Below are 23217 nucleotides of genomic sequence, written 5' to 3' on the forward strand. Positions count from 1 at the left end.
CCCGCCCAAGCTTGGCCTGCGGCCGTCGAAACCACAGGTCAGCGCATACGTCACCGGCACGCCGGGGCCGTCAGCGGGTGCGCCGCAGGGCCAGGATCGTCGTCTCGTCCAGCACCTGCCCGCCGGAGAACGCCTGGTGGTCCTCCTCCACGGCCTTGACCACCGCCGACGCCGGCTGCGCCGCGCACCGGGCCAGCACCTCCGTCAGCCTGCCCTCCCCGTACGCCAGTTCGGCCTGCCCCGACCGGCCCCGCGAGCCCGCCAGCCCGTCGGAGTACAGCACCAGCGTGTCGCCGAGCGCCAGGCCGACCTCCTCGACGGGGATCTCGGCGCCGATGTCGATGCCGAGCGGCATGCCGCCGCCCGAGGTGTAGGTGACCTCGCCGTCGCCCTTCAGCACGGCGGGCGGGTGGTTGCCCGCAGACGCCAGCCTGACGCGCCCGCCTCGGCGTCCCGGCGTGACGAAGCCCACCGCGACCATGACGAACATGCCGGTGTCCTGCACCACCACGGCATCGTTCAGCCGCGCGGCGACCGCTGCCGGGTCGTCCTCCCAGACGCTCAGCGTGCGCAGGCCGCCGCGCACCATCGCCGTGACCGACGCGGCCTCCTCGCCCTGGCCCACGACCCCGCCGACGGCGAAGCCCCAGCCGTCCTTCACCCGGAAGACGTCGTAGAACTCGCCGCCGATCGCGCGTGGCCCGGCGCCGGTGCGGTACGCCGCCGCCGTGTCGTACCCGGGGATCTCGGGCAGCGTGCGCGGCAGCACGCCGGTCTGCAGCGTGTCGGCGGCCTGCGACCGGTCCTGGAAGGTGCGCTGCGCGCGCAGGGCCAGCCCGATGTGGGCCCCGGCGTCCTCCATCAGGGCCAGGTCGGCCAGGCCGAACGTGGGCCGCTCGCGCAGCCTGAGCAGCGTCAGGACGCCGTGGACCTCGTCGCCCGCGCGGATCGGCACGCTGAGCACCGAGCCCGCCCGCGTCGCCTGCAGGACGGGCGCGCCGTCCGGGAGGGCGCCGAGCAGCGAGTCGTCCTCGACCATCTCGTACACCACGCCGCCACCGGTCTCCAGCACGTGGGAGACGAGCGGCGCGGCGGCGGGTGCGAGGCGCTCCAGGGTGCGCACCAGGCGCGCCACCGGCTGGTCGGTGGGCCCGAGTACCAGCGCGCGCCGGGCCACGCCGTCGCGCACGACGTCGGCGAACACCCAGTCGGCGGTGTGCGCGGCCAGCAGGCGGCCGGAGCGGATGAGCGCCACCGGCCGGCTGAGGCTCTCCTCGTCCAGCAGGAGGCGGGTGAGCTGCGACAACAGCTCCTGGCGGCGGGCCGTCGCCAGGATCATCGGCTCGTCGGGCGTGGCCTCCGGCTCCTGGTCGCGGTCCGGCTCGGGCGTGCGCGACTCCACGGGCAGCGCCACCGCGGCGATCATCTCCTGCGGCTCGCCGGCCATGCGGAGCCGGGTCAGGACGAGCTGCACATTGTGGGCGCGTCCCTGGTGGGCCAGCCGCGTGGGGAAGGCCGCCGACTCGCCCGTGTGGAGCACCGACGTCAGGTGCGAGCGGAAGGCGGCCCGCCGGGACACGTCCACCAGCAGCGGGAACGCGCGGCCGGTCAGATAGCCGTCGGGGCTGCCGAGCAGGCGGGACGCCTCGGCGTTCACCCGCCGCACCGTGCCCGTCGCGTCCAGGACGATCACGGGCACCGGCATCGCCCGGTAGAGCGCGCGCAGCAGCTTGAGCTCGCGGTTCCCGCCGTCCTTGCCGCCGCCCGGCCTGCGGCGCGACTTGCCCAGCTCGCCGAGCGCGCCCCGGAGCAGGTCACGGGCGGTGTCCAGCTCGACGAGCGCCGCGTCCAGCGTCGGACCCGGGTCGGCGGGGTAGGCCGAGCGGGCCTGGCGCAGCGACGAGATGCGGGCCGTGAGGCCGCTGAGCGCCTGTTCGAGCGCGGGCAGGTCGGTGGGGCCGGCCAAGGGACGTCCTTCGTATGCGGGCGCGGGCGTTTCCTGCTAGACGGTACGTCACGAAGGCGCCGCGCGACCAAGGGCATCTCTCGGGTGGAATTGCCCTCGTGCATCGACGGCGAGGAGCTGCAAGCTCGGTCGTTCACGACCGAGAAGCTGACGGAAGCGGAGGATCTCGATGGAGACGATGCGCGGCATGTTCAGTCCGGCCCTCGCCCGGGACCTCGCGGCGCTCGGCCGCGTCAACGAGGGCACCTCGATCGAGAGCGTCCTGCGGGGCATCACCGGAGCCGTGGCCGTCGGGGTGCCGGGGTGCGCCGGCGGCGCGGCCGAGCTGCGGCGCGACGAGCGGCTCATGTTCTCGGCCTCCCACAGTGACCTGATCGCCTTGGTGGACCGCGAGCAGGCCCTCGGCGAGGGGCCGTCGCTGGAGGCGCTGGCGACCCGCAGGAACGTCCTGGTGCCCGACGTGCTGCTCGACACGCGCTGGCCGCGGTACGCCGCGACCGCCGTCCGGCACGGTGTGCGCGCGACGCTCGTGCTGCCGATCGAGATCGAGGACGCCACGCTGGTGCTCGGCCTGTACGGGGTGCGGCCGGGCGCGTTCACGGGCGGCTCGGCCGGCCCGATGGCCGCCCTGCTCACCGAGCACCTCACCGTGGCGCTGGCCAACATCTCGGAGTACGACGAGGTGCTGACCGACGCCGCGCAGCTTCAGGAGGCGCTCGCGGGGAGGTCGGTGATCGACCAGGCCAAGGGCATCATCATGCACGCCAGCGGGTGCTCGGCCGAGGCGGCGTTCGACGAGCTGCGCCGCCTCTCGCAGCACCACCAGGTCAAGGTCGCGGACCTGGCGCGGCTGCTGGTCGGCGAGCACCAGAGCAAGCACGGCGGCGCGGCCCCGTCCTGACGGCGGGGGTGGCCGGTCTCAGCTCTTGAAGGCGGCGAGCGCCTCCTCCAGCGTGTCGTACAGCGGCAGCCGCTGCGCCAGGCCCGTCACCCACATCACCTTGGAGTTGGAGTACTGCACGCCGACCAGGGCGAAGTGGCCCTGCGCCGCCATCGTGCGCTGCCAGTGGTGCACGATCAGGCCGAGCGCCCGCGAGTCCATGAACGTCACGCCCGCGAGGTCGAGCACCAGATCGGACCCGTGATCGCCGGTGATCTCGGCCAGGCGGTCGGTGAACCGCCGGCGCGTGGTCGCGTCGAGGATGCCGCCCACCCGCACGACCGGCACGCCCTCGGTAACGGCCGAGGTCAGGGTCAAGGCCGATTCGGCCCTACCTGGAATGGTCACCACGCGCCTCCTCACCGCTTCCTGGCGCATGGCGCCAACCCCATCGGGGGGTCATCCGCAACATTACTGTTGCCCCGGGGGTGGCAATACTCTTGATTTGGGGGGAATACTGGAGCCGAGGTCCAGCAGAGGGCCTCGTCTCGATCGTGGTACGCGAGGCGATGCCGGCTCTGCATGGGTTCAGTCGGCTCTCGCCTCGCTTGCAAGGCATACGAGGGAGCAGCGATGGCTGCCGAAGACCGCGTCTTCCCCCAGGCCGACGTCACCGCCGAAGACCTCCTGCGTGAGCTGGCCGAGCCCGGCACCACCGAGGAGCGGGGGGCGCGGCTGCGCGAGATGATCGTCGAGATGCATCTTCCCATGGCGCGGGAGATCGCCTGCCGCTACCGCCACCGGGGTGAGCCCATGGAAGACCTCCTCCAGGCCGCGTACGTCGGCCTGATGAAGGCGATCAACGGGTTCGACGCCGAGCTCGGGTACGGCTTCAGAGGCTATGCCATGGTCACGATGACCGGCGAGGTGAAGCGGCACTTCCGCGACCGCACCTGGGCCGTACGGGTGCCGCGCCTCTACCAGGAGCGCCGCTCCGAGCTCAACCGGCTCGTCGCCGACTTCACCCAGGAGCTCGGCCGGTTCCCCACCGTGGCCGAGCTGGCCGCGAAGATGGGCATCTCCGAGGAGGACATGCTCCTCACGATGGACGCCTCGGCCGCGTACACCACTCTGTCGCTGGACGCCCCGATGGGCGCCGACGACGCCGCGGCGCTCGGGGACGTGATCCCCGATGAGGATGACGAGCTGGCCACGCTGGTCGACCGCGAGGCGATGAAGCCGCTGATCGACCGGCTGCCCGACCGCGAGCGCGACATCCTCCTCCTGCGCTACTACGGCAACATGACGCAGGCCGAGATCGCCGCCGAGTTCGGCATCTCCCAGATGCACGTCTCGCGCATCCTCCGCAAGGTGCTGGACCAGCTCCGTTCGCAGCTCGTCGGCGCGAGCTGATTAGGCGGCCCTTCCGAGGGCACACAGACCCGCGGAACAGGGCTTACGCGAAGGAGTACTTCCCTCGCGAAGCGGCATCCCGGGATACCTTCGCCGAGCTCGGCGCGGATGCCCCGGACGCCGGACGACCTAGGCTGATCGCTCTTGGAGGCGGTTATCGGGTGAACGAGGACGATATCCCTCCTCCCCGTTTCTGCGCGGACGGGAGCGGGGGGTCGTCGCTCCCGGGGGGCGTGACCGTCCGGGAGCTGACCTTCTGCGTCGCCGACCTGCCCGAGGTGCGGGACTTCGCGGCGCTCCAGGCCCGCGGGGCGGGCATGGCGGAGGAGGACATCGGCGATTACCTCGTCGCCGTCAACGAGGCCGCCACCAACGCCGTCACACACGGCTCGGCCAAGGCACGGCTGCGCGTGTGGCGCGAAGGTGGCGACCTGTTGATCGCCGTCCACGACAACGGGCACTGGATCATCGAGGACCAGCCCGGCATGATCGCGCCGCACGACTACTCCACGAGCGGCATGGGCCTGTGGGTGGCGCGAAGGCTCGCCAAGGAGTTGGTCCTCCGCACGGGGTTGAATGGGACAAGTCTGACAATGCGCTTTCAAATCTGACAAATCACACTGCGCTGCGCTCTGGCGGGGTACGTCAAGAAGCATGTGGCAGCGAACTCCACGCATACTCGTCGTGGGCGGCGGCCACGTCGGCATGTTCGCCGCCCTGCGGCTCCAGCGCCGCCTGCGCCGCGGCGAGGCCCGCGTCACCGTCGCCGACCTCGACTCGTACATGACCTACCAGCCCTTCCTGCCGGAGGCGGCCGCGGGGAACATCGAACCCCGGCACGTCGTCGTCTCCCTGCGCCGCGTGCTGCCGAGCTGCGAGGTCCTCAGCGGCCGCGTCGAGAACGTGCACCTCGGGTCGCGAACCGCCCGGTTCCAGCCCGCCGCCGGGCCCGCGCGGCACCTGGAGTACGACTACCTCGTGTTCGCGCCCGGCTCGATCTCCCGCACCCTGCCCATCCCGGGCCTCGCCCAGTGCGGCATCGGCTTCAAGACCCTGGAAGAGGCCATCCACCTGCGCAACCGCGTCCTCGCCCAGCTCGACCTGGCCGTCTCGACCACCGACGAGCGGGTACGGCGGCGGGCGCTCACCTTCCTGTTCGTGGGCGGTGGCTACGCCGGCGTGGAGGCCCTGGCCGAGCTGGAGGACATGGCGGCCGACGCCTGCCGCTACTTCCCCGGCGTCGCGCGGCGGGACATGCGCTGGACGCTGGTCGAGGCCACCGGCCGCATCCTGCCCGAGGTCGGCCCCGAGATGGCCCGGTGGACCGCCCAGCAGCTGCGCCGGCGGGGTATCGAGGTGCGCCTGGGGACCAGGCTCGAGTCGGCCGTCGACCACCACATCATCCTCAGCGACGGCGACGAGTTCGACGCCGGCACCCTCGTGTGGACGGCAGGCGTCAAACCCCACCCGCTGTGCGCGAGCGGGGACCTGCCGCTGGACGAGAAGGGCCGGGTCAAGGTCGACCCCTTCCTCACCGTCGAGGGCACCCGGTTCGCCTTCGCCGCCGGCGACTGCGCCGCCGTCCCCGACCTCACCCGGCCGGGGGAGACCACCCCGCCCAACGCCCAGCACGCCGTACGGCAGGCCGCCCGGCTGGCCGACAACCTCGTCGCCACCCTGCGCGGCGGGTGCCGCCGGCCGTACGCGCACCGCGACACGGGCTCGGTGGCGAGCCTCGGGCTGTACCGGGGGGTCGCCAACGTCCATGGGCACGAGCTGCGCGGGTACCCCGCCTGGCTGCTGCACCGCGTCTACCACCTGTCGAAGGTGCCGACCCTGGACAAGAAGTCGCGCGTCCTCGCCGACTGGGTCATGGGGTTCTTCTTCCGGCGGGAGATCGTCCCGCTCGGCGCCATGCAGGACCCGCGGCAGGAGTTCGAGTACGCGGCGCGCACGGCCCGCCAGGAGGCCGCCGAGCGCGTCCTGGCCCGGCCGGGGATCCGCACCGGCTGAGGAACCTCCTCACCGGCGCCGTGTGCAGGTCGTGAACCGTGCGGGAACAGGCGACCGCCGCGCGCCTGGATCCGGACGTGCCGGCCCTTCTCGGTCAGCCGCGGTTCAGGAGGGCCCGGGCGACGTCGACGTCGGTGATGAGGATGTTGATCCAGCCGCCGCGGGCCGCGCCGCGGATCGCGGCGAGTTTGGAGGCGCCTCCGGCGACGCCGATGCGGCGATCCACGGCACGGAGCTGGTCCGGGGTTATGCCGATGATGCGGTCGTCGAAATCGGCTTCGACGGCTCGTCCCTCAGCGTCGAAGTAGCGGGTGCAGACGTCGCCGACCGCTCCGAGCTCCTGGAGCTGGCGCTGGTCTTCGAGGGTGATCGCGTTGCCGGAGCGGCGGAGCAGCGGGGAGGGCTCGAGGGTGCCGATGCCGACGAGTGCGAGGGTGAGGCGTGACCAGGTCTGCATGACCTGGGCGACGGTGGGCTCCTTGGACAGCAGGTCGCGGAGTTCGCGGCTGCCGACGAGTGCGGCCGAGGGCGCGAAGACCGGTCGTGCGCCGGTGAGTTCGGCGAGGCGGCTGGTGAGGCGGGTCGCGTGCAGTTGGACCTCTGGGCTTCCCGATCCGCCGACGATCTGGACGACCTCTTCCGCGACGGGGGTGGCCTTGGCGCGCATGACGTTGACCGATTCCAGGAGCGTGGCGCTCCAGGAGGAGATCCCGATGGTGTCGCCGCCCTTGAGGGTGGCGTCGAGGTAGGTGGCGGTCGCGGCGGCGAGTGCGGGAATGACGTCGGTTCCGGCGCCTTCGGCGTCGACGACGACGGCGTCGCGAAGCCCGTACTGCTGCACGAGGGCGTCTTCGAGTTCGGAGTGCACGCCGTCGGGGGAGACGACCACGGTGCGGACGACGTTGCGGTCGGCGGCTTCCTTGAGGAGGCGGGACACGCGCGGCTGGGACATGTTGAGCAGGGCGGCGATCTCGGGTTGACGTAGCCCGCGCTCGTGGTACATGCGCGCCACCTTGACCAGCAGTCGCAGGTGGTCGGGGCTGGGAGTCGAAGCGATCACCACGTGGTGTCCTGTTCCCTCTCGTTCAGGCGGGCGCGCCGGCCGGATGATCCGGTCTGCATGGTAAACGTTGCGAAGGCCAGGGGCGAGGCGCTGTGCTGCGCCCCTGGCGGTCGGCGGCTCAGAGCTTGGCGAAGACACCGTACTGGTCGGCGTTCTCCTTGGTGATGAGCTCGCAGTCGATCGACTGCTTCTCCTGCGCCCCGGTCGAGCCGGTCTTGACGAACTTGTCGGCCTGTTCGACCGCGGTCTCCGCGCCGAGCGCGGCCGGCTGCAGCGCCGTGGCGAGCATGGCTCCGGCCTTGATCTGCGCGATGGCGTCCGGGCTGCCGTCGAAGCCGACGACGACCACGTCGGTCTTCTTGGCGGCCTTCAGCGCCGCCACCGCGCCGAGGGCCATGGTGTCGTTGCCGGCGATGACGCCCTGGATGTCGGGGTTGCGCTGGAGGATGGTCTCCATCTTGCTGAAGGCCTCCTGCTGGTCCCAGTTCGCGGTCTGCTGCGCCACGCGCTTCATGCCGGGGTACTGGGAGATGACGTCGGCGAATCCCTTGGAGCGGACGCCGGCGTTGGTGTCGGACTCCTTGCCGGTGAGCTCGACGTAGTTGCCCTGCTCCTTCATCGCCTTGACGAACTCCTGGGCGGCGAGCTGGGCTCCCTGGGCGTTGTTCGACACGATCTGGGCCTTGGCGATGCCGGTCTTGTTGATCTCCCGGTCGATCAGGAAGACCGGGATCCCGGCGTCGGCGGCCTTCTGGACGGGGCCGATCGAGGCGTCGGCGCCCGCGTTGTCGAGGATGATCGCCGCGGCCTTGCGGGAGATGGCGGCGTCGATCAGTTCGCTCTGCTTGTTGGGGTCGTCGTCGTGCGAGGCGACCGAGGTCTGGTAGCCGAGGCCCTCGGCCTTGGCCTTGGCGGCGTCGGCCTCCGCCTTGAAGAACGGGTTGTCGGGCGACGGGGTTATGATCGCGATCAGGTTGCTCTTGGGAGCGGTGGCGCTGGAGGCCCCCGCACCCTCCGGCTTGTCGGACGATCCGCACGCGGTGAGCGTCAGCAGGCCCGCGGTCAGGGCCGCGGCGGCCTGGACGACCAGACGGCGGCTGGGGTGGGACATGACTACCTCCTGTTGGGCACGTCGGCATCGACGATGGATGGGAATCGTGGAGAGCCGGACACCGAATCGCGCCGGTTGGTGGGTGAAAGTGATGGTCAGGGAGCCGTGTCTTCGGGCCTGACCTTGGTCGCGCCGAGGTCGGTCGGCTCGTTCGTGGTGGCGACGGCGACGGCCGACGCCGCGGCTCCGCGGCGCTGGAAACGCTGCTGGCTCTGGTCGAGGATGACCGCGACGATGATGACGGTGCCCTTGATGAAGATCTGCCAGAACGTCGAGACGCCGAGGATGACGAGGCCGTCGGCGAGGAAGCCGATCACAAAGGCGCCGACGAGCGTGCCGCGTACGTTGCCGCGTCCGCCGGACAGGGCGGCGCCGCCGATGACGACGGCCGCGATGGCGTTGAGTTCGAAGCTGTCTCCGGCCTGGGGGGCGGCGGAGGTGAGTTCGGAGGCGATGATGATGCCGGACATCGCGGCGCAGGCGCCCGAGATCATGTAGACGATCGTCTTGACCCGCTTGACGGGCACACCCGTGAGTTCGGTCGCCCGCTCGTTGCCGCCGGTGGCGTAGAGCCAGCGGCCGAACGGCGTAGAGCGGAGCAGGACGGCCACGACGGCCACCAGGATGACCATGATCCAGATGGCGACCGGGAGACCGAGGGGGCGGCCACCGCCGATCCAGTCGAAGCCCGTGTTGTGCGTGCTGGGCTGTCCCGCCAGGTTGGGGTAGGTGGTGCCTCCGGAGATCAGGAGGGCGGCTCCGCGCGCGACGTACAACATGCCGAGGGTGGCGATGAACGGCGCGACGTTCAGCCTTGTGACCAGGATTCCGTTGACCGTGCCGACCACGGCGCCGACGGCGATGCACAAGATGACCACGGCCCACACCGGCGGGTAGGCGATGACGCCGAAGAGGCTCAGGTGCACGCCTTTGAGGAGTTCTCCGGCGACCACGCCCGACAGGCCCACGATGGAGCCCACGGACAGGTCGATGCCGCCCTTGAGGATGACCAGCAGCATGCCGAGCGCGAGGATGCCGTTGATGGCCACGTGCTTGGTCATGGTGATGAGGTTGTCGACGGTGAGGAACGAGTCGGACAGGAGGCTGAAAACGATGATCAGGACGCCGAGCGCGATGAACGCCCGCAGTTCGAAGATCGAGTTGAGCGTCTTGAGCCGACGGGCCTCCGCGGCCGCCTGACGGCGCTGCTCCAGGACGGTCGCGTGGTCGTGGGTCAGGGTGTCGGTCATGGTCACGCCTCTTCGGTGGTGTCGGCGCCGTCGGCCAGGCTCATCAGCCGGTCTCGGGTGATCTCACCCGCGCGCAGGTCGGCGACCAGGCGGCCGCGGACCATAACGAGCAGCCGGTCGGGAATGCGCAGCGCCTCTTCGGTCTCGGATGTGGTGAACAGGACGGCCAGGCCGCGTTCGGCCTGCTCGGCCATCAGCTTGAAGACGTCGGCCTTGGCGGCGACGTCGACTCCCCGGGACGGCTCGTCGAGCAACAGCACGCGCGGGCCTGTCATCAGCGCCTTGCCGATGACGACCTTCTGCTGGTTGCCGCCGCTGAGCGAGCCGATCGGGGCGTCGGGGCCGGCGGTCTTGACGGTGACATCCGAGATCATCGACTCGACCGCGGCGCGTTCCCGGCTTCGGTTCACGAAGAGGCGCCGGACGAACATGGTCAGGGCGGCCAGGGAGAGGTTCTGGCCGACGCTCATGGTCTGGACCAGGCCGTCGCGCTGGCGGTCCTCGGGGACCAGGGCCAGTCCGGCCCGGATCCGTTGGCGGACGTTGCCGGTGAGCGTGCCGCCGTGCATGAGCACCTGCCCGGAGTCGGCGTGCAGCCGACCGGCCAGGCATTCCAGCAGTTCGGTACGGCCGCTGCCCATGAGTCCGTAGATGCCGACCGTCTCACCGGCGCGGACACTCAGCGAGACGCCGTCGACGGCGAGACGGTCGGGGTTGGCGGCATCGGCGACGGACAGCTCGATCGTCTCGAAGACGACCGGCCCGAGGTGGGGATCGCGGACGGGGAAGAGCTCGTCCTGCTCCCGTCCGACCATCTTCCGCACGACCCAGGCGAGGTCGACGTCAGCCGCCGCGGCGGCCGCGACCATGGAGCCGTCGCGGAGCACGGCGACGTCATCGGCGATGTCGAGCGCCTCTTCGAGATGGTGGGAGATGTAGACGATCGCCACACCCTGGCCGGTCAGTTCGCGGATGACCTGGAAGAGGGTCTCCACCTCCGGCGCGCTGAGCGCGGAGGTCGGCTCGTCCATGATCAGGATCCGGGCCTTCTGCAGCAACGCGCGGGCGATCTCGACCAGTTGCTGCTGGCCCAGCCGCAACTCCCCGACCGGCTGATCAGGGTCGAGAGCCTCGTCCAGGCGCCGGAGCACGGTCGTGGCCAGCGCGCGCTCGGTGGAGCCGTCGACGAGGACGCCGCCGCGGGTGCGTTCGCGTCCCAGGAACAGGTTGTCCTGGATGCTCAGGTTCGGGCACAGGCTGAGTTCCTGGTGGATGATCGAGATGCCGCGGTCGGCCGCGTCCCGCGCACTGCCGAACTCGACCACCTGCCCGTCCAGCTCGACGTACCCGGTCGTGGGCGATTCCACCGCGCTGAGGATCTTCATCAGCGTCGACTTTCCCGCGCCGTTCTCGCCGAACAGCACCGTCACGCGTCCCGGAGCGATGTCGAGGGAGACGCCCTTGAGCGCCTGCGTTCCGCCGTACACCTTGGTGACGTCGACGGCCCGCAGGACGGGCGCGACCGGAGCCGTGGTGATGCCGGGGCGAGGTGTCGTGGTGGTCATGACACGGCCTCGATGGAGATCGGCGTGATCGTGAGCACGTCGGCGGTCAGCGGGGTCATCGCTCCCACGACCGTGATCTTCTTATCCTTGAGCGAGGCGACGTCGAGGGACGCCAGGACCTTGGACTTCACCTGGTCGTTCAGGGCGGTGCCCGCGTCGGCGTAGTCGACCTGGTTGGTGAACTGGCCGAACTTGATGAATCCGACGGCGTCCCGCAGGGCCGTGCCGTTGATGGCCGGACCGATCTGCACAGAAACGCGGGTCTTGCCGACCCCGGGCACCGTCACCGGGAGGAGGCCGCTCTCGGCCGCGCCGGCGGTTCCGGTCAAGGTGACCGCGTAGCTGTAGGGTCCTGTGCCCTCGCGGTTGCCGTACTGCTCGCCGGCCGCGTCGGCGCCGGCCGCGATCGCCTTGTGCAGCGTCACGATGTCGACGGCCTTCTGCCGGATCGCCGGCACGACCTTCGGCTCGTAGGTCTGCGCGCCGTAGCCGGCCGGGTCGAACTTTCCGGTCTCCTCGGCTCGCGGGGCGCTGTCGGAGCGGTAGGTCGTGCCGGCCAGCATCGCGACGACCAGGAGCGCGAGCGCGATCAGGCTGCCGCGGCCGAGAGTGAGCCGGCCGTGGCGGTCCGGAGTGTTCCAGCCGGATCGCGGTTCCTGCGCTGTCGTCATGACATCCTCTCAATCGCGTGCGCGCCGAGGTCGCGGGCGGTCCTCAGAACCGCATGCCACCGCGCGACGGCGGTGCCGCGCCGCTCGTCGCTCCAGGCCGGAGTGAAGACCTCCAGGCCGCTGTCGGCCCGCTGTTCCAGGTCGCCGGTGGTCCAGAGCCCCAGGCCCAGACCGGCGAGGTCGGCGACACCGGCGGCCGACAGTTCGTGGTGCCGGGTACGGGCCACCTCGACCACGCTGAGGTCGGCCTGCAGCTGCATCAGCGCACCGCTACGGGTCAGGCCGCCGTCGGCGAAGACCCGATCGGCATCGGGCATGCCCGCCAGCACGTCGTCGACCTGATGCGCCACCGATTCCAGCGCGGCGCGGGCGAGCTGTGCCCGCCCGGTGCCGAAGCCGAAGCCGGCCAGGACCGGCACCGCCCGGGAGTCCCACCACGGGGCGCCGAGACCACCGAAGGCGGGTACGAGTGTGACGTCACCGGCGTCCGCTCCCGCCGCCAGGTCGACGAGCACGTCCATGGAGATGCCCAGCAGTTCGGCGAGCCAGGTCAGCGTTCGCCCGCTGGAGCGGATGTTGGCCTCGCAGGCGAAGGTCGGCCGCCCGGTGGACCAGGCGATCGTGTCGCACACGGCGCCCGCCGGACCGCGCGTCCCGGCGACGGTCATCACCGATGACCCGGTGCCGTAGGTCGCCTTGACCACGCCCGGTCTCCAGCCCGCGTGCGCGAACAACGCGGCGTGCGAGTCTCCCAGCACCGCCAGCACCGGCACCCCCGCCGGGAGCGGGGCGAGATCACCGGTCTCGCCGAAGGGCCCGGTCGAGGGCACCACGCGGCCCAGCGCCGCGCGGGGAACACCGAAGATCTCCAGCAGTTCCTCGTCCCAGTCCCCGGTTTCGAGGTCCAGGAGCTGGGTCCGGGAGGCGTTGCCGATCTCGGTGACGAAGCTGCCGGTGAGCGACGTGAGCAGCCACGCGTCGACGGTGCCGAGCCGCAGTTCGCCGCGTTCGCTGCGTTCGCGTGACGGGTCATGGCGGTCGAGCAAGGCCGCCATCTTCAGCGCCGAGAACATCGGGTCGAGCGGGAGCCCGGTCCGGCGCCGGACCAGGTCCCCGTACCCCTTGTCGATGAGCTCGGCCGCCCGGACCGCGCCTCGCTGATCCTGCCAGCTGATCAGCGGCGCGACCGGTCTGCCCGTCACCGCGTCCCACAACACCACCGACTCACGCTGGGTGCTCAGCCCGATCCCCGCCACGGCCCGGGCGTCGAAGCCGCGCAGACAGGCGGCGACCGCGTCGCGGACGCTGCCGAGCAACTCCCCGGCGTCCTGCTCCGCCAGTCCGGGCGCCGGATGGCTCTGGGACACCGGCACGCTCGCACGCGCGACGAGCTCTCCGGCGGCGTTGACCAGCAGGGCCTTGGTGGAACTGGTGCCCTGGTCGATGGCGAGGACGAGCGATTCCATCAGACTCGTCCCAGGGCCTCACGGGCGGCCGCGGCGATGCCCGCGGCGTTGAGACCGAAATGGTCGAGCAGGAAGGACGTGCTTCCCGTCGGCGCGAACGTGGGCACGCCCAGCATGCGGACCGGGACGGGCCGGTTCTCCGCGACGACCCTGGCGACCGCGGCCCCGAGGCCCCCGGAGACCAGTCCCTCCTCCACCGTGATGATCGCTCGGGTGTCCTGGGCCGCGGCGAGGACCTCCGCCACGTCCAGCGGTTCGACGAACGTCATGTTGACCACCCGTGCCGCCAGACCCTGTTCGCGCAGCGACGCCGCGGCTTCGAGAGCTCGGGAGACCATCGTCCCGATCGCGATCAGGGTCACGTCGGCGCCGTCGACGAGCCGGGTCGCCCGGCCCGTCTCGAACGGCGTGTTCGCGGGAGTGACCGCCGGCACCTTGAAACGAGGGATACGTATATATGAAGGACGGCCGCTTTCGACGGCCCAGCGGACCGCGCTTCGCGTCTCCAGCGGGTCGGCGGGGACGACGATCTGCAGCCGGGGAACGGCCCGCATCCAGGACAGGTCCTCGATGGAGTGATGGGTGGGGCCGAGCTCGCCGTAGGCCATGCCCGGGCTCTGTCCGCACAGGACCACGTGCCGGCCGCTGTAGGCGACATCCGCCTTGATCTGCTCCATGGCGCGTGCGGTGAGGAACGGCGCGGCGGCGGACACGAAGGGGATGAAGCCCGCGTTGGCCAACCCCGCCGAGACGCCGACGAGGTCCTGTTCGGCGATGCCGACGTTGATGAGCCGGTCGGGGAACTCTTCACGGAACTTGACCAGGTTGCTCGACCCGACGGAGTCGTTGCACACCGCCACGATCCGTTCGTCGGCGCGGGCCAGGATGGCGAGCTCGTCGGCGAAGTCGGCCCGGCAGTCGAAGGTGGGGGTCTTCTCGGCCACGGCGGTCATCGGCTCAGCTCCTCGAGCGCGAGGCGGACCTGCTCGTCGGTGGGCACCTTGTGGTGCCACTCGACCCGGTCTTCCATGAACGACACGCCCTTCCCCTTGACGGTGTTGGCGACGACGGCGACGGGCCGGCCCGTCGACGACGGCGCGAACGCCTGCTTGATGGCCTCGTGGTCGTGGCCGTCGATGACCCGGACCTCCCAGCCGAAGCTCGCCCACTTGGCGTCCAGCGGCTCCAGCGACTTGGTGTCCTCGGTACGGGCGCCCTGCTGCAGCCGGTTGCGGTCGACGACGGCCGTCAGGTTGGCCAGCTGGTAGTGGGCGGCCGTCATCGCCGCCTCCCAGTTGCTGCCTTCCTGCATCTCCCCGTCACCCAGCACGACGATGGTGCGCCAGGTCTCGCCGCGGAGCTTGGCGCCGAGCGCGCAGCCCGTGGCGACCGGGAAACCGTGCCCCAGCGGGCCGGTGTTGGTCTCCACCCCGGGCACCTTCACCCGGTCCGGGTGGCCGTTCAACGGCGACAGCGGCGCCATGAACTCCGTCAGCCGTCCCTGCGGGAAGAACCCGCAGGACGCGAGCGTCGAGTACAGGGCCGCCGCGCAGTGCCCCTTGCTCAGCACGAACCGGTCGCGCAGCGGGTTGGCCGGAGCGTGCGGGTCGAGCTTGAGGGTGCCCCACATGGCGGTCACGAGCAGGTCGGTCACCGACAGGTCACCGCCGACGTGTCCCATCTGAGCCGCCTGGATGGTGGTGAGAACGTCACGCCGGATCCGGGTGGAGATTTCGGCCAGCTCCGGAGCCGCCTGCGCGGGAGAGGCGGCACGAAGGCGAGCGCTCTTCTCGACGTACACCGCGGCGGCGTCCTCGTCGAGCTGGAGCGGCCGGGGCGCGACTTCCAGGGCGGTCATGCGGACTCGCTTTCCGCAAGCGCCCGGTAGAGGGCTCGCTTCGCGATGCGCTGGGCGCCGAGGGCGTCCTGCGCGGCCTGCGCCTCGGCGAGTTCCTCGCGGTCGAGGTGGCCGAGCGCGTGGTGGAAGGCACGCATGGTGCGGATTCCCGCGCGTGCCGCCTCGACGGAGTCCTCACGGAACGGGAACTGGTCGAGCTGCCAGACGCCCTGCCAGCCCGCGTCGCGCAGGGCGAAGAAGAACTCGAAGGTCTCCAGCAGGTGTACCGAACCGACGACCATGTCGTCGTCCCAGCCCCGGAAGTTGTCATTGACGTCGATCGCGAACAGCTTGTTCCGGGCGATCGCCATCCGTGCCGCCTCTGCCGGTGTCTCTCCGCCGTACAGGGAATGGCCGAAGTCGAGCAGAACGCCGACGTTGTCCACCCCCATGTCCTCGATCGCGAGCAGCGTGCGTGCGACGGAGGAGAAGACCATCCGGTTGCGCGGCTCACGCGGCTTGTACTCGATCGCGAACTTCAGGTCGGGGAACGCCCGCGCCAGCTCCCGAACGGCGCCGACCGACTTGTCCCACAGGTCGGTGTAGTCGGCCTGGAAGGGATAGTCATGACCATCCTGACCGGGCCACAACTTCACGTAATCGATCCCGAGCTCGCGTCCGACCTCGGCCGAGGCCGCCACCAGGTCGATGGCGTCCTGGCGAACGGCGGGGTCAGGGTTGGTGAACCCGCCCTTGGCGAACTTGCCGGTGTAGATCTCCGGCGTGACGGCGATGGCGCGCAGGCCCTGCGCGTCGAGCGCGTCCTTCACCTCGGCGGTACCTATCCCACCGGGAGGGAAAGGCCAGTTGAGGTCGACGACCGACAGATCCCCGACCGCTCCGGCGAGCTCGATGGCATCCAGCACCGTCCGCGGCTCGCCGTACCCGTCGGTCGCGTACCGGTCGACGTACGTCGCGAAGTGCCAGATGCCGGCCCCGAAGACCGGCTCACCCTCACCTTGAATGTTTATGCGATCACGATCAGACATGCGTGCAAGTTACGGGAGGATTAAAGCGAGTGTCAAGGATCCGAGGGATGCCATCGCAGGGCTTCATCGTCACCCTGCGTGCCCGGTGAGGTCCGTTGTCATGAGCCTGGGCTTGGGTGTTCCCTCGCGTTGATCGCGAACAGTGATGAACCAGACCTCGCCTGCGCGGGCCGTGCCGGGCGGTGCGGGTCGGGGGGGCGGAGTATGCCTGGTCGGAGGGGTGATTCGGAGCGATCCCCGGGGTCTGCGGGTGTGACCGGGCGACGGCTCGATGTGGGGGCCGCCCGTTGCCGGATCGACGGGATGCGACAGGGCGAAGCCGACATCCGGGTACGATCCACCGATCTCCAAACCCTTGACATTTGTTTCCGGCTGGTTAATGGTTCATCTCAAGTCGGGCCCGCATAAACATTCACCCCCCGTTTCGCGGAGACATCCCCCTGATCGTGCGGGTGAACTCGGGCCACCAAGGAGGGTTCATGCACGCAACACCCCAGACAACCGCCAGACGCCCCCGGCGACGAGGGCGGCGTCTCGTCACCTTGATCGCGCTCGTGGGAACCATGGTCTCGATGGGCGGCGCCGCCTCCGCATCGGCGACGCCGCTGGATCCTCCGCTCGGCGTCGAGCCCCGAGGCGACAACGGGCACGGTGACAAGCCGCGCGTCATCCTCATGCACGACCCGGAGTTGGACGACCAGAACACGCTCATCCGCTACCTGCTGTACAGCAACGAGTTCAACACCGAGGGCCTGGTCTACTCGAGCAGTGGTGTGCACTGGGCCGGCGACGGAAAGGGCACCAAATGGTTCGTGCCGGGGCGCGAGTACACCCGGTTCGGACTGAACCTGTGCCCGTGCACGTCATGGCGGTGGAAGCAGGGCGAGCGCTTCATCGATGACGCGGTGGACATCTACGCGAAGGTCTACCCCAACCTGCGGGTGCACGCCGGCGGATACCCGTCCCCGCAGGAGTTGAAGTCGAAGATCTTCACCGGCAACATCGAGTTCGACGGCGACATCTCCAAGGACACCCCCGGATCCGAGCTGGTCAAGCGGTCGCTGCTCGACGATCGGCCCGGCCCCGTCTATCTGCTCACCGGCGCGGGTCAGAGCACGATCGCCCGGGCGCTGAAGTCGATCAAGGATCAGTATCAGAACACGCCACAGTGGGCCGCCATCTACAAGAAGGTGTCGCAGAAGGGGATCATCCAGTCCTTCGGCGACCAGGACGGCACCTACGCCAGTTACATCAAGCCCAACTGGCCGGACCTGGAGTTCCGGCAGATGTCCACCAGCATCTGGGGCTATGGCGCCCGGGGTGCGGTGCTCCCGCAGGACGCCAAGTACCTGTCCGCCGAGTGGACGAAGGCCAACGTGTCCGGCGTCGGGCCGTTCGGTGAGTTCTACCGGGTCTGGGGCGATGGGAAGCAGATGGTCCCCGGCGACATCTTCGACTTCTTCGGCTTCTCCGGGCTGACCACCGAGCAGCTCAAGGCGATGGGCTATGTGGTGTGGACGGCGCCGCAGGAGAAGGGATCATGGATCTCCGAGGGTGACACCTCGATCTACATGAACCTGCTCGACAACGGTCTGCGTGGTTACGTCGACGCGAGCTACGGCGGCTGGGGCGGGCGCAACGGGGCGGATGTCAACGCCTCCGGCACGCCGTCCACGTCATACGCCGCGAGCCGTTGGTTCGGCGCGGCCCAGCAGGACTTCGCCGCCAGGTTCAAATGGAGCGTCACGCCGAAGTACTCCAAGGCGAACCACGAACCGACCGTCAAGGTGGCCGGGCCGCTGGACCGGACCGTTTCGCGCGGCCAGTCGGTGGTCATCAACGGGCTGACCGATGACCCGGACGGCGACCAGCTGACCAGCACGTGGTGGCAGTACACCGACGCTGACACCTACCCCGGCACCGTGGCGCTCACCCAGAAGTCGGCAGGGCGACAGCTGAACAGCGTGCGTTTGCAGGTGCCCGAGGACGCGCTGCCCGGCCAGACGATCCACCTGATCCTGCAGACGACCGACAACGGCTCGCCTGCGCTCACGTCGTACCAGCGTGTGGTGCTCACCGTGAAGGGCTGAAACCCACCTCGGCCCGAACGCCGATAGCACTCGCCGGCCGGGTTCGATGAGCCCCGGGTGATCGCGCAGCCGCGACATCCCCTCATCGAGCCCGGCCGTGCGCCGTCATCCGCTCGCAGCGCCGAGCCGGCCCGCTTGAGCGTGTCGATGAACCCGTACGCAGCCCTGATGATCTCTTTGCCCGCGAAGATCAGCGTGGCGTCTCCGCCCGGGGAATGGCGCTCATGTGGTGTATGCGCGGTGGACGGCGCCGGTGAAGCCGTCGAGGCGGGAGATCGGCGCACGGTTCGGAGCGCTGGGCCTGTCGCTGGGTGTCACAGGGCTCGGAGGGCGCACGCGGGAGGCGGTGGCCGAGCCGCCGCCCGTCCCCGCCGGAGCCGACCCGGAGCGGCTGGCGGAAGACGAGCGATTCTGGCGTGCCGCCGCACGGTGCTATCGCGTGAGCCGGGAGTTCGTCAATCTGGAGAGCGGCTATTACGGGATCATGCCGGAGCCGGTGCGCCGCGCGTATCACCGGAACGTCGACCGGCTGAACGAGGAGAACTCCTATCTCCTGCGCACCACCTACAAGGCGCAGGCGGACCAGGTGCGCGGGCGGGTCGCCGCCGTGGCGAAGGTGTCGCCCGACGAGATCGCCCTGACCCGTGGTGGAACCGAGGCGTTGCAGGCGCTCATCGCCGGATATCGCCGGCTGCGCCCCGGGGACGCGGTCATGTACGCGGACCTCGACTATCCCGGCATGCAGTACGCGATGAACTGGCTCCGCGAACGCCGGGGCGCCGAGGTGGTGCGGATCGCGATTCCCGAGCCCGTGACGCGCGAGAGGGCGATGGCCGCGTACGCCGAGGCGCTGCGCGACCACCCCCGGGTGAGGCTGCTGCTGCTCAGCCACATGAACAACCGCACCGGTCTGGTCCTGCCGGTCACCGAACTGGTGGCCGTGGCCCGTGCGCATCGGGTGGACGTGATCGTCGACGCCACCCACTCCTGGGGTCACCTGGACTTCGCCGTGGGCGACCTCGGGGCCGACTTCGCCGGATTCTCCCTGCACAAGTGGATGGGGGCACCGCTGGGCACCGGGTTCCTGTACATCCGGCGGCATCGCCTCGCCGATGTCGATCATGCCTACGCCGACCAGACCTATCCTGCGGACGACATCCGCTCACGCGTCCACAGCGGCACGCTCGACGCGGCGGCCGTCCTGACGGTCCCCACCGCGTTGGACTTCCACGACGCCCTCGGCGCCGCGATCAAGGAGGCACGGCTGCGCTTCCTGCGTGACCGGTGGGTGCACCAGGTACGCGATCTGCCGAACATGGAGATCCTGACCCCCGACGAGCCGGGCATGTACGGTGCGATCACCGCGTTCCGGATCACCGGGTACACCTCCGAGGCCGACAACCAGGCCATCGTCAAGCACCTGTTCGATCGGTACCGGCTGTTCACCGTCCAGCGCGGAGGTGCCCTGGGAGGCGCCTGCGTGCGGGTCACGCCCGCGTTGTTCACCTCCCGGGACCAAGTGGACCTGTTCGCGAGAGCGCTTCGCGATGTCGCCGCCCGGCATGGGAACGCCGGGGGCGGCCGTGGACGCCGCGTCGTGCGTGCCGGTGAAGCAGATGGACGGCCAGAGCACACATAGCGCCGAGGGCCGCGAGGGCGAGCCAGGGCAGCGCCGGGGATCCGCTGTCGACGAGCACGCCGATCAGCACGTTGCCGGCCGCGATCCCGACGCCGGCGACGGTGTTGTACAGCCCGTAGTGCGTGGCGACCATCCGCCCGTGAGACAGGGCGAGGATGGTGTCCATCTCGAACGGATAGCTCAGCGTCGTGCCGAGCGTCAGCACGATCGTGCAGGCGAGTACCGCGGCCAGGCGTGCCGCTGTGGAGTGCGGCCAGACCGTGACGCACAGGCCAGGCGGCAGGAACGCCGCACCCATCAGCAGCAGGCCCCGCGTGATGGCGGCGGAGTTGTGCCAGCGCCGGCGCGCCCAGTCCGTGATCCGCATCTGGCCGGCGATGGCGACGGCCGCGGACAGCACGAACAGGAGGCCGGCCGCGCCGCTGCCGCCCGCGGTCAGCGGCAGCAGCAGGTAGATCTGGAACGACAGGACGTACGACCCCGCCATCGCCGCGCAGAAGAGCACGAAGGGCCGCTTGCCCAGCATCACCTTCCACTCCGCCAGAACGCCGGTGGACGTGCCGGTGGCGGAGCCGCCGGTTGTGGCGGCGCAGTGGGGCAGGGCGCGAATCTGCATGACGGTGAGCAGGGCGAACAGGATCGCTGCGACCAGGCAGACCAGCCGGAAGTCGAGCGTGACCAGGGCGAGCCCGACGAGGGGCCCGGCCAGGATGCCCGCCTGGTAGAACACGTTGAACAGCGCGAAGGCCTCCACCCTTCGCGTCCCTGCCTCATGGGCGAGGTAGGCGCGCACCGCCGGGTTGAACAGCGCGCCGGCGAACCCGGTGGCGGCCGAGGCCACCAGAAGCGCCGGCAGAGAACCGGACAGTCCCAGCATGGCGAACCCGGCCGTGCGCAACAGGCATCCGGCGACGATGACCGGCTTGTAGCCGAGTCGGTCCGCCAGGGTGCCGCCGAGCAGGAACAGGCCCTGCTGGCAGAGGTTGCGCATCCCCAGCACCAGCGCGACCGTCCAGGCAGCCATGCCCAGCCCCGCCGACAGGTGCCCGGCGAGGTAGGGCATGAGCATGTAGAAGCCGACGTTGATGGTGAACTGGTTGAGCATGAGCAGCCGGACGCCGCGGTCGAAGGACGCGATGCGCCGCCACATCAGCGGCTCACCACCCGCGTGCACCGGGTCCAGTGGGTCACTTCGGCCTCGCCGGGATGTTCGATCTCGTCCGGCTCATCGCCCGGAGGCCGGTCGAGCAGGTCGTGGGCGGCGCAGTACGCGTCGTCGAAGACGGAGGTGTAATAGCGGGCGGGGCCGTCCGGGAACACCGCCACGACGCGGGTGCCGACCGCCAGGGTGCGGGCGTACCAGGCCGCGACGACGGTGACGGCGCCCACGCTCCACCCTCCGGTCGTGTAGTGCGTGGCGGCCAGGGTGCGGCTCGCCCATACGGCCTCGTGCGGTGCCACCCAATGCACCTCGTCGAACCAGCGGTGGGCGACATTGCGTGGATGGATGCTGCTGCCCAGGCCGCGCATGAGCCTGGGGCGCGCGGGCTGCCCGAAGACGGTGGACCCGATCGAGTCGACGCCGATCAGCCTCATGTCCGGATACAGACGGCGAAGAACCTTGGCTATGCCCGCGGAATGTCCCCCCGTCCCCACGCTGCACACCAGGACGTCGATCCGGCCGATCTGGTTGATCAGCTCACCGGCCAGTGCGGCGTAGGCATCGACGTTGTCCGGATTGTCGTATTGGCTGGGACAGTAGGCGCCGGGGTGGACGGACAGTAGTTCGCGGACGCGGTCCAGCCGGGCGCGCTGCCATCCGCCGTCCGGATGCGGGGCGGTGACGGTCTCGACGCGAGCGCCGTAGGCCGTGAGCAGGCGTTCGACGATGGCCTCCATGCCCGGATCGGACACCACGGTCAGCGGATGCCCGTGCGTGATCGCGGCCAGCGCCAATCCCAGGCCGAACGTTCCGGACGTGGACTCGACGATCATCGCGCCCGGGGTGAGCTCGCCGCGCATTCGCGCGCGTTCGATGATGTGCAGCGCGGCACGGTCCTTGATGCCGCCTGGATTGGCCCCTTCGAGCTTGGCCCAGAAGCCCCGCTCAGCGGGCGTGAAGGGCACGGAGATCCTGTGGACGGGTGTGTTCCCCACCAGATGGGCGATGGTGGGAGACGCGACGACGGTAGAGGCGACGGACATTGATGACACACGCTTTCTCCGGCACGGTGGTGCGCCGGGGTCGCTGATCTATCGGCACGGGCGAGCGAGCCCGGTCGTCCGATACGGACGGCGGCTCGCCGCTCATCAGCGACGGCGGATCTCAAGCGTGTGGGTCAGCGTGGCGCGGCCGCGGTGGCAGCGGGGCGGTGCACGGCTCGGGCTGTCCGGGGGAGCGACGGACACCGGCACGCTGTAGAGACTCGGGACGACCGGCGTCATCGGCGGCTGCGCCGTGATCGTGCAGTCCCACCCCGGCACGGTGAAGGCTTCGGGGTGGGCGGACTGGTCATGATGGTCATGCGCGGGGCGGTCGGGGCAGGAGTCCACCACCAGGGCGCCCACCTCGAAAGGCCGGTGATGAGGCGCGGTCGCGTGCGTCCACAGGTGCGCGACGGTGACCACGCCGACCAGCACGGCGAACCACGCCGCCCAGCGTGGTTTCCGCATGCACCATTCCCCGACATCCATGGTCAGTCACTATTGGTAGCAGCATCACCACCTAACGCTGACAATGTGCGGGTAATCGCCGCGCCCGGATGCGGCGCCACAGGTGGATCCTCCGCCGGTCCCCGGCAGGGCGGGGCCGATCGGGCCGTGCCGGGTGGTGGTCAGGAGCTCTGCCGGGGTCAGCAGCCTCCGCACCCGCAGCCGGACGGGTCGCACGCCGCACCGATGCTGCCGCGGGCGGCGCGGGCGGTCTTGCGGCGGTGCAGCCACCACATGCCCGCGGCGGCGGCGACCAGCAGCCCGGCCATGGCCGGCAGGACCTGCTCGGCCAGCGCCGCGCCGGCTCCGGTGAGCAGTCCGGCGCCGATCAGTACCGGCAGGGCGCAGCAGGCGGCGCACGCCAGCACCGCGAGCGTCGCGACGACCTTGCTCCGCCGTGGCGGGCCGCCGACGTCGTCAGAGGCGCGGCCCGGCAGCGGGCCCGTCGTTGAGTCCGCGCCCGGTGTGCGGTGCTGACGGTGGGCTCTCACA

At 70.3% G+C, this 23217-nt stretch carries 20 protein-coding genes and 1 pseudogene; 6 read left to right on the top strand and 15 right to left on the bottom strand.

Features of this window, described 5'->3' with window-relative positions:
- Window positions 1-70 precede the first annotated feature (70 nt).
- Window positions 71-1966, bottom strand: coding sequence for a SpoIIE family protein phosphatase (locus AB0H21_RS10175; protein ID WP_358514120.1), 1896 nt, complete (start codon window positions 1964-1966; stop codon window positions 71-73).
- Between the two features lie 169 nt (window positions 1967-2135).
- On the opposite strand from AB0H21_RS10175, the gene AB0H21_RS10180 reads away from it, so the two are divergent.
- A complete protein-coding gene (locus AB0H21_RS10180; RefSeq protein ID WP_358514122.1) occupies window positions 2136-2867 on the top strand; it encodes a GAF and ANTAR domain-containing protein in 732 nt (243 codons plus the stop codon).
- Window positions 2868-2885: 18 nt separating this feature from the next.
- Here the strand turns inward: AB0H21_RS10180 and AB0H21_RS10185 are convergent, their stop codons facing one another.
- Entirely contained in the window at window positions 2886-3254 is a 369-nt protein-coding gene (locus AB0H21_RS10185) for an STAS domain-containing protein (protein ID WP_358514124.1), read from the bottom strand.
- Window positions 3255-3479: 225 nt separating this feature from the next.
- Between AB0H21_RS10185 and AB0H21_RS10190 the strand changes: the two genes are divergently transcribed.
- The 3 genes from AB0H21_RS10190 to AB0H21_RS10200 all read left to right on the top strand — a co-directional run bounded on the left by AB0H21_RS10190 (window position 3480) and on the right by AB0H21_RS10200 (window position 6272).
- Entirely contained in the window at window positions 3480-4259 is a 780-nt protein-coding gene (locus AB0H21_RS10190; RefSeq protein ID WP_358514126.1) for a SigB/SigF/SigG family RNA polymerase sigma factor, read from the top strand.
- Between the two features lie 161 nt (window positions 4260-4420).
- Window positions 4421-4870, top strand: a complete 450-nt coding sequence (locus AB0H21_RS10195; RefSeq protein ID WP_358514128.1) for an ATP-binding protein — start codon at window positions 4421-4423, stop codon at window positions 4868-4870.
- Window positions 4871-4913: 43 nt separating this feature from the next.
- Window positions 4914-6272: an NAD(P)/FAD-dependent oxidoreductase gene (locus AB0H21_RS10200; RefSeq protein ID WP_358514130.1), complete on the top strand. Its 1359-nt coding sequence runs from the start codon at window positions 4914-4916 to the stop codon at window positions 6270-6272.
- A gap of 94 nt (window positions 6273-6366) precedes the next feature.
- On the opposite strand, the gene AB0H21_RS10205 is transcribed toward AB0H21_RS10200, so the two are convergent.
- The 9 genes from AB0H21_RS10205 to AB0H21_RS10245 all read right to left on the bottom strand — a co-directional run bounded on the left by AB0H21_RS10205 (window position 6367) and on the right by AB0H21_RS10245 (window position 16284).
- Window positions 6367-7332, bottom strand: coding sequence for a sugar-binding domain-containing protein (locus AB0H21_RS10205; protein ID WP_358514132.1), 966 nt, complete (start codon window positions 7330-7332; stop codon window positions 6367-6369).
- Window positions 7333-7453: 121 nt separating this feature from the next.
- Window positions 7454-8446, bottom strand: coding sequence for a D-ribose ABC transporter substrate-binding protein (locus AB0H21_RS10210; protein ID WP_358514134.1), 993 nt, complete (start codon window positions 8444-8446; stop codon window positions 7454-7456).
- Between the two features lie 95 nt (window positions 8447-8541).
- Window positions 8542-9696 (bottom strand): ABC transporter permease, encoded by a 1155-nt coding sequence (locus AB0H21_RS10215; RefSeq protein WP_358514136.1) that lies wholly within the window; start codon window positions 9694-9696, stop codon window positions 8542-8544.
- 2 nt (window positions 9697-9698) lie between these two features.
- On the bottom strand, window positions 9699-11261 hold the full coding sequence (locus tag AB0H21_RS10220; protein ID WP_358514138.1) for a sugar ABC transporter ATP-binding protein: 1563 nt from the start codon (window positions 11259-11261) through the stop codon (window positions 9699-9701).
- Window positions 11258-11932 (bottom strand): DUF2291 domain-containing protein, encoded by a 675-nt coding sequence (locus AB0H21_RS10225; protein WP_358514140.1) that lies wholly within the window; start codon window positions 11930-11932, stop codon window positions 11258-11260. The genes AB0H21_RS10220 and AB0H21_RS10225 overlap by 4 nt, the downstream gene beginning before the upstream one ends.
- Window positions 11929-13398, bottom strand: coding sequence for an FGGY family carbohydrate kinase (locus AB0H21_RS10230; protein WP_358514142.1), 1470 nt, complete (start codon window positions 13396-13398; stop codon window positions 11929-11931). The genes AB0H21_RS10225 and AB0H21_RS10230 overlap by 4 nt, the downstream gene beginning before the upstream one ends.
- A complete protein-coding gene (locus AB0H21_RS10235; RefSeq protein ID WP_358514144.1) occupies window positions 13398-14351 on the bottom strand; it encodes a transketolase C-terminal domain-containing protein in 954 nt (317 codons plus the stop codon). The genes AB0H21_RS10230 and AB0H21_RS10235 overlap by 1 nt, the downstream gene beginning before the upstream one ends.
- Window positions 14348-15256, bottom strand: a complete 909-nt coding sequence (locus tag AB0H21_RS10240) for a transketolase (RefSeq protein WP_358514146.1) — start codon at window positions 15254-15256, stop codon at window positions 14348-14350. Before AB0H21_RS10240 ends, AB0H21_RS10235 begins: the two co-directional genes overlap by 4 nt.
- Complete coding sequence (locus AB0H21_RS10245; protein WP_358514148.1) at window positions 15253-16284, bottom strand: TIM barrel protein; 1032 nt, start codon at window positions 16282-16284, stop codon at window positions 15253-15255. Before AB0H21_RS10245 ends, AB0H21_RS10240 begins: the two co-directional genes overlap by 4 nt.
- Before the next feature lie 479 nt (window positions 16285-16763).
- Here AB0H21_RS10245 and AB0H21_RS10250 point away from each other — a divergent pair, with 479 nt between their 5' ends.
- Window positions 16764-18374 (top strand): nucleoside hydrolase-like domain-containing protein, encoded by a 1611-nt coding sequence (locus tag AB0H21_RS10250; protein ID WP_358514150.1) that lies wholly within the window; start codon window positions 16764-16766, stop codon window positions 18372-18374.
- A gap of 439 nt (window positions 18375-18813) precedes the next feature.
- Window positions 18814-19767, top strand: a pseudogene (locus tag AB0H21_RS10255) (aminotransferase class V-fold PLP-dependent enzyme); the annotation flags it as partial.
- Between the two features lie 109 nt (window positions 19768-19876).
- Here AB0H21_RS10255 and AB0H21_RS10260 read toward each other — a convergent pair.
- The 4 genes from AB0H21_RS10260 to AB0H21_RS10275 form a co-directional block, all read right to left on the bottom strand.
- Window positions 19877-21187 (bottom strand): MFS transporter, encoded by a 1311-nt coding sequence (locus AB0H21_RS10260; protein ID WP_358514152.1) that lies wholly within the window; start codon window positions 21185-21187, stop codon window positions 19877-19879.
- A complete protein-coding gene (locus AB0H21_RS10265; RefSeq protein ID WP_358514246.1) occupies window positions 21163-22218 on the bottom strand; it encodes a PLP-dependent cysteine synthase family protein in 1056 nt (351 codons plus the stop codon). Before AB0H21_RS10265 ends, AB0H21_RS10260 begins: the two co-directional genes overlap by 25 nt.
- A 105-nt stretch (window positions 22219-22323) precedes the next feature.
- Window positions 22324-22686 (bottom strand): hypothetical protein, encoded by a 363-nt coding sequence (locus AB0H21_RS10270; RefSeq protein ID WP_358514154.1) that lies wholly within the window; start codon window positions 22684-22686, stop codon window positions 22324-22326.
- A gap of 179 nt (window positions 22687-22865) precedes the next feature.
- Window positions 22866-23216, bottom strand: a complete 351-nt coding sequence (locus AB0H21_RS10275) for a hypothetical protein (RefSeq protein ID WP_358514156.1) — start codon at window positions 23214-23216, stop codon at window positions 22866-22868.
- Window position 23217: the final 1 nt, after the last annotated feature.

This window comes from Sphaerisporangium sp. NPDC051011, assembly GCF_040653595.1.
Lineage (GTDB): Bacteria > Actinomycetota > Actinomycetes > Streptosporangiales > Streptosporangiaceae > Sphaerisporangium.